The sequence below is a fragment of the Oleiagrimonas sp. genome (assembly GCF_027858935.1).
Classification (GTDB): domain Bacteria; phylum Pseudomonadota; class Gammaproteobacteria; order Xanthomonadales; family Rhodanobacteraceae; genus Oleiagrimonas.
The window spans coordinates 1-4,645 of the sequence record NZ_JAQIBU010000249.1 but is presented as its reverse complement, the minus strand read 5'-3'; the positions used below and the strand labels follow the sequence as shown (position 1 = coordinate 4,645).

Genomic DNA, 4,645 nt, shown 5'->3' with positions numbered 1-4,645 from the left:
TCGCCCACCTGATCGGGCGCTGAGCGTGCCGGTTTTCAGGCGCCGCCGGGCAGGAACACCAGCAGCGCGATGCCCAGCGCGATGCGGTAGATCGCGAACGGGGTGAAGCGGTGGCTGCGAATGTATCCCAGCAACCACTTCACGGCAATGAAAGCGACCACGGCCGAGATTACGAAACCGACCACCAGATCGCCCCATTGGACATGCACTTCGCGTGGGCCATGCAGCGTCTTGAACAGTTCGTATCCAGTGGCCGCATACATGGTCGGGATCCCGACCAGAAAGGCGAACTCGGTGGCTGCCTCGCGGTCATGTGTGCCGAACAGCAGGGCTGCGAAAATGGTTGCCGCCGAACGTGAGGTGCCGGGAAAGATGCCCGCCACCATCTGCGCCAGGCCGACCAGGATCGCCACCGTCCAGGTGATGCGGCTCTGTTTCGGACGATGCGCCGCGAACTGTTCGGCGGCCAGCATCCAGAACCCCCCGATAATCAGCGCCCAGGCAATCGGGGTGATGGTCTTGGGCAGCTGGAAGCCCCTTTCCACGGCCACCAGTCCGATAACTGCGGTGATCATGAAGGCGATGATCAGCTTCATCAGGTAGTCGAGGTTCTCCGGGTCTCGCCATTTCGTCAGCAACTCCCAGATACGTCTCCAGTAGATCAGGGTCACGGCCAGGATCGCGCCTGCCTGGATGCCGACGTTGAAAAGGTCCGAGCGGGCGCCCAGCCAGCGCTCGGCAATCAGCAGGTGGCCGGTCGAGGACACCGGAAGGAATTCGGTGATGCCTTCGATGATGCCGAGGAGGATGACGTGAAACATGTCGTTCATGGAAGGGCCGTGTTGAAGTGGGAGGGGGCGGTTTTTAAGCCGCATGTTGTATGCCAGTCCGGGCGCTTTGGCGCAACCCGAGCATACCTGCCGCGCATTGCGGGACGAATCATCGCCGACGCCATCAGTACTTGCGCACGAATGGTGCAAACAACGTTTGCAGGCTGCGCCATGATGGTGCTATGCAAGGGTATGGCTGCAGTTTGAATGTTCAAGTCATTGATATAACTATTTTATTTTAGTTGGCACGTCTCCTGCTAAGCAATGATCACAGTACCCCAGCACGGTCAAGTTGCACGTGCGTGGTGGGGGCTGCCATCGAACAGCCGGAGAGTGCCGACATGAACAAACTTCAACGATGTCTGGGGTCAGCGTGTTGTGGGGTGGCCATCCTGGTCGCCTGTGCAGTGATGCCGGTACGGGCCGATGATCAGGCCTTCGATGTATCGGGTAATGCGGGTGTCGTCACGGACTACCTGTTTCGAGGCTTGTCGCAAACCGACCGCCAGCCAGCGTTGCAGTCCGGGATCGAGATCGACGGCAAGCAGGGATTATATATCGGGGCATGGGGCAGCAATATCAGCTGGCTGTCCGATGGGTCCAGCACCGCAGCACCGATCTCGAGCAGCCTGGAAGTGGATGGTTATGCGGGCTGGCGCAAGAGTTTCGCCAGCGGTGTCAGCCTGGACGTCGGGATCTATACCTATGTGTATCCGGGGACCTATCCCGCCGGATTCACCAGTGCGGACACCACCGAAGGGTATGTCGGTGTCGGCTATGCCGGATTCAAGCTGAAGTATTCACACGCCTTTACCAACCTGTTCGGGTTCGCCAATAGCAAGAACAGCGCCTACTGGGACTTGTCCTGGGGTCATGACCTGGGCGATGCATGGTCGATCTCGGCGCATGTAGGGCACCAGACCATCCAGCACGTGACGAAAGGCGACTACACCGACTGGAACATCGGCGTGTCGCGCAGTTTTGCCCACGGATACGCAGTAGGGCTGGGGTATTACGACACCAACGCCGACCGCGGCGTCTATACCAACGCCTACAACCACTACCTGGGGCGTGCCACTGCCGTGCTTTCGCTCAGCAAGAGCTTCTGAGCACGCGGGGCCGTCATCCACCCATGCCTAGGGGATTGCCATGAAGTTGATTACAAGCATCATCCGTCCGTACAAGCTCGACGAGGTTCGCGAGGCACTCTCGCAGGCCGGCGTATCGGGCATGACCGTGACCGAAGTGCGTGGTTTCGGACGCCAGAAAGGGCACACCGAGCTCTATCGCGGCGCCGAATACGTCGTCGATTTCCTGCCCAAGATCAAGGTCGAGGCGGTGGTCAGTGCCGAGCTGCTGGAATCCGCGTTGGAGGCGATCAAGGGCGCGGCCCGGACCGGTGGCGTAGGCGACGGCAAGATTTTCGTCACCGAGGTCGAGCAGGTCATCCGCATCCGCACCTCCGAGGTCGGCGCCGATGCTTTGTGAGCGCGATTCGACTCCACCCACGTTTTCACGCATGACTCCGAAGAGGTTTGCCATGAACCGAGCTTCCCCCCCCCTCCTTGCGCGCGGACTGTACCTGCTGCTGCCGGTCTTCGCATTCGTGCTGTTCGCACCCGTACTCCACGCCCAGACTGTCGCGGCACCGGTCGTGGACAAGGGCGATGTGGCCTGGATGCTGACCTCCACCCTGCTGGTGCTGATGATGACGGTACCGGGCCTGGCCCTGTTTTATGGTGGCTTGGTGCGTGCCAAGAACGTGTTGTCCGTGCTGATGCAGGTGCTGACGGTGTTCTCACTGATCGTGGTGCTGTGGATGCTCTACGGTTACACGTTCACCTTCGATCCCGGCAATGCCTTTATCGGCAACGCCGACAAACTGTTTTTGCGCGGCGTGACGCCGTCATCGCTGGTCGATACATTCACGGCCGGGGTCAAGCTGCCCGAATACGTGTTCATCGTGTTCCAGGCGACGTTTGCGGGTATTACCGGCACGCTGATCGTCGGCGCGTTCGCCGAGCGCATGAAGTTCAGCGCCGTGCTGCTGTTCTCGGCGCTGTGGTTCACTTTTGCCTACATACCGATCGCGCACATGGTCTGGGGGCCGGGCGGATTCATGCTGACGCGTGGTGTACTCGACTTCGCCGGTGGCACGGTGGTGCACATCAACGCCGGTATTGCCGGCCTGGTGGGCGCTTATCTGCTGGGGCCCAGGATCGGCATCGGACGTGAGTCGATGCGTCCGCACAATCTGACCCTGACCATGGTCGGCGCATCCTTGTTGTGGGTGGGCTGGTTCGGATTCAACGCGGGCTCCAACCTCGAGGCCAATGGTGGTGCGGCGCTGGCCTTCATCAACACCCTCGTGGCCACGGCGGCTGCCGTGTTGGCCTGGCTGGCGATCGAGCGACTGATCAAGGGCAAGCCTTCCATGCTTGGCGGCGCTTCGGGCGCGGTCGCGGGACTGGTGGCGATCACGCCGGCCTGCGGTACCGTCGGTCCGATGGGCTCGATCCTGATTGGAGCCGCCGCCAGCCTGGCTTGCGTGTGGGGCGTGACCGGCATGAAGAAATTGCTGCGTGCCGACGATGCGCTGGACGTGTTCGGGGTGCACGGCATCGGCGGTATCGTCGGCGCCTTGCTGACCGGTGTGTTCACCGCGCCCGCATTGGGAGGAACCGGTGCAGCCGATTTCTCGATCAGTCACCAACTGGGCATCCAGGCTTTGGGTGTGGTCGTGACCCTTGTATGGAGTGGCCTGGTTGCCCTTGGTTCCTACATGGTTGTGAAGGCCATTCTGGGTCTGCGTGTGGAAGAGGACGAGGAGCGCGAAGGGCTGGATACCACGACGCATGGCGAAACCGCGTACGAAAGCTGATACGTTGTTGGGCTGCGGCGGCGATCGCCGCCGCAGCAAGACATTCATATCCATGAGCCGAATCGCCCGGTTCGGAGACGGACCGGGCGGTTCATGCGCACCAGCCGAGTGCATCGTCCGGCCCAAATGCACCATTCGGGTGAATCGCGAGGGCTGCATCCCCGTCGCTAACGGCTTGGTTGCAAGGTTTATTCCTCTGGCACAATGATTGCTACCCTGAGCCCATCTTTCTCGAGAGGTTTGACATGTCCACTTCCCCAGCTGCCGTTTTAAAACAAATCAAGGACGAGAGCATCGAGTTTGTCGATTTCCGCTTCGCGGACATGCTCGGCAAACAGCACCATCTGACGTTTCCCGCACACAGCATCGACGAATCGACTTTCGAAGACGGCAAGATGTTCGATGGTTCTTCGATTTCCGGCTGGAAGGGCATCAACGAGTCGGACATGATCCTGATGCCGGATCCGGACACTGCGTTGGTGGATCCATTCAGCGCCCATCCGCAGCTGAACCTGACTTGCGATGTGCTTGAACCGTCGACGATGCAGGCCTACGGACGCGATCCACGTTCCATCGCGCGCCGCGGCGAGGCGTATCTGAAGTCGACCGGGATTGCCGACGCAGCCTATTTTGGTCCCGAGCCGGAGTTCTTCGTATTCGATTCGGTGCGCTGGCAGAACGACATGGGCCGGGTGTTCTACGAGATCGAGTCGCAGGAAGCGCACTGGAGTTCGCGCTACAAGTACGAGGAAGGCAATGCCGGACACCGCCCGGGGGTGAAGGGGGGTTATTTTCCGGTCAGCCCGGTCGATTCGCTGGCCGACCTGCGCGCGGACATGTGCAAGGTGCTCGAGCAGCTCGGCCAGGTGGTGGAGGTGCATCACCACGAAGTGGCCAATGCCGGCCAGTGCGAGATCGGCACGCGCTTCAACAC

At 60.8% G+C, this 4,645-nt stretch carries 5 protein-coding genes; 4 read left to right on the top strand and 1 reads right to left on the bottom strand.

Annotation, left to right across the window (positions count from 1 at the left end; all coding sequences use genetic code 11):
* Positions 1–35 precede the first annotated feature (35 nt).
* The gene (locus PF446_RS09115) at positions 36–830 is read right to left on the bottom strand and encodes an undecaprenyl-diphosphate phosphatase (RefSeq protein WP_298071115.1); all 795 of its coding nucleotides are present in this window, start codon (positions 828–830) and stop codon (positions 36–38) included.
* Between the two features lie 341 nt (positions 831–1,171).
* Between PF446_RS09115 and PF446_RS09110 the strand changes: the two genes are divergently transcribed.
* The 4 genes from PF446_RS09110 to PF446_RS09095 form a co-directional block, all read left to right on the top strand.
* Positions 1,172–1,939 (top strand): TorF family putative porin, encoded by a 768-nt coding sequence (locus tag PF446_RS09110; protein WP_298071114.1) that lies wholly within the window; start codon positions 1,172–1,174, stop codon positions 1,937–1,939.
* A 40-nt stretch (positions 1,940–1,979) separates the two neighbouring features.
* Complete coding sequence (locus PF446_RS09105) at positions 1,980–2,318, top strand: P-II family nitrogen regulator (RefSeq protein WP_298071113.1); 339 nt, start codon at positions 1,980–1,982, stop codon at positions 2,316–2,318.
* 52 nt (positions 2,319–2,370) lie between these two features.
* Positions 2,371–3,711: an ammonium transporter gene (locus PF446_RS09100; RefSeq protein ID WP_298071112.1), complete on the top strand. Its 1,341-nt coding sequence runs from the start codon at positions 2,371–2,373 to the stop codon at positions 3,709–3,711.
* Positions 3,712–3,956: 245 nt separating this feature from the next.
* Positions 3,957–4,645, top strand: a 689-nt coding sequence (locus PF446_RS09095) for a glutamine synthetase beta-grasp domain-containing protein (RefSeq protein ID WP_298071111.1), incomplete at its 3' end; no start/stop codon positions are given.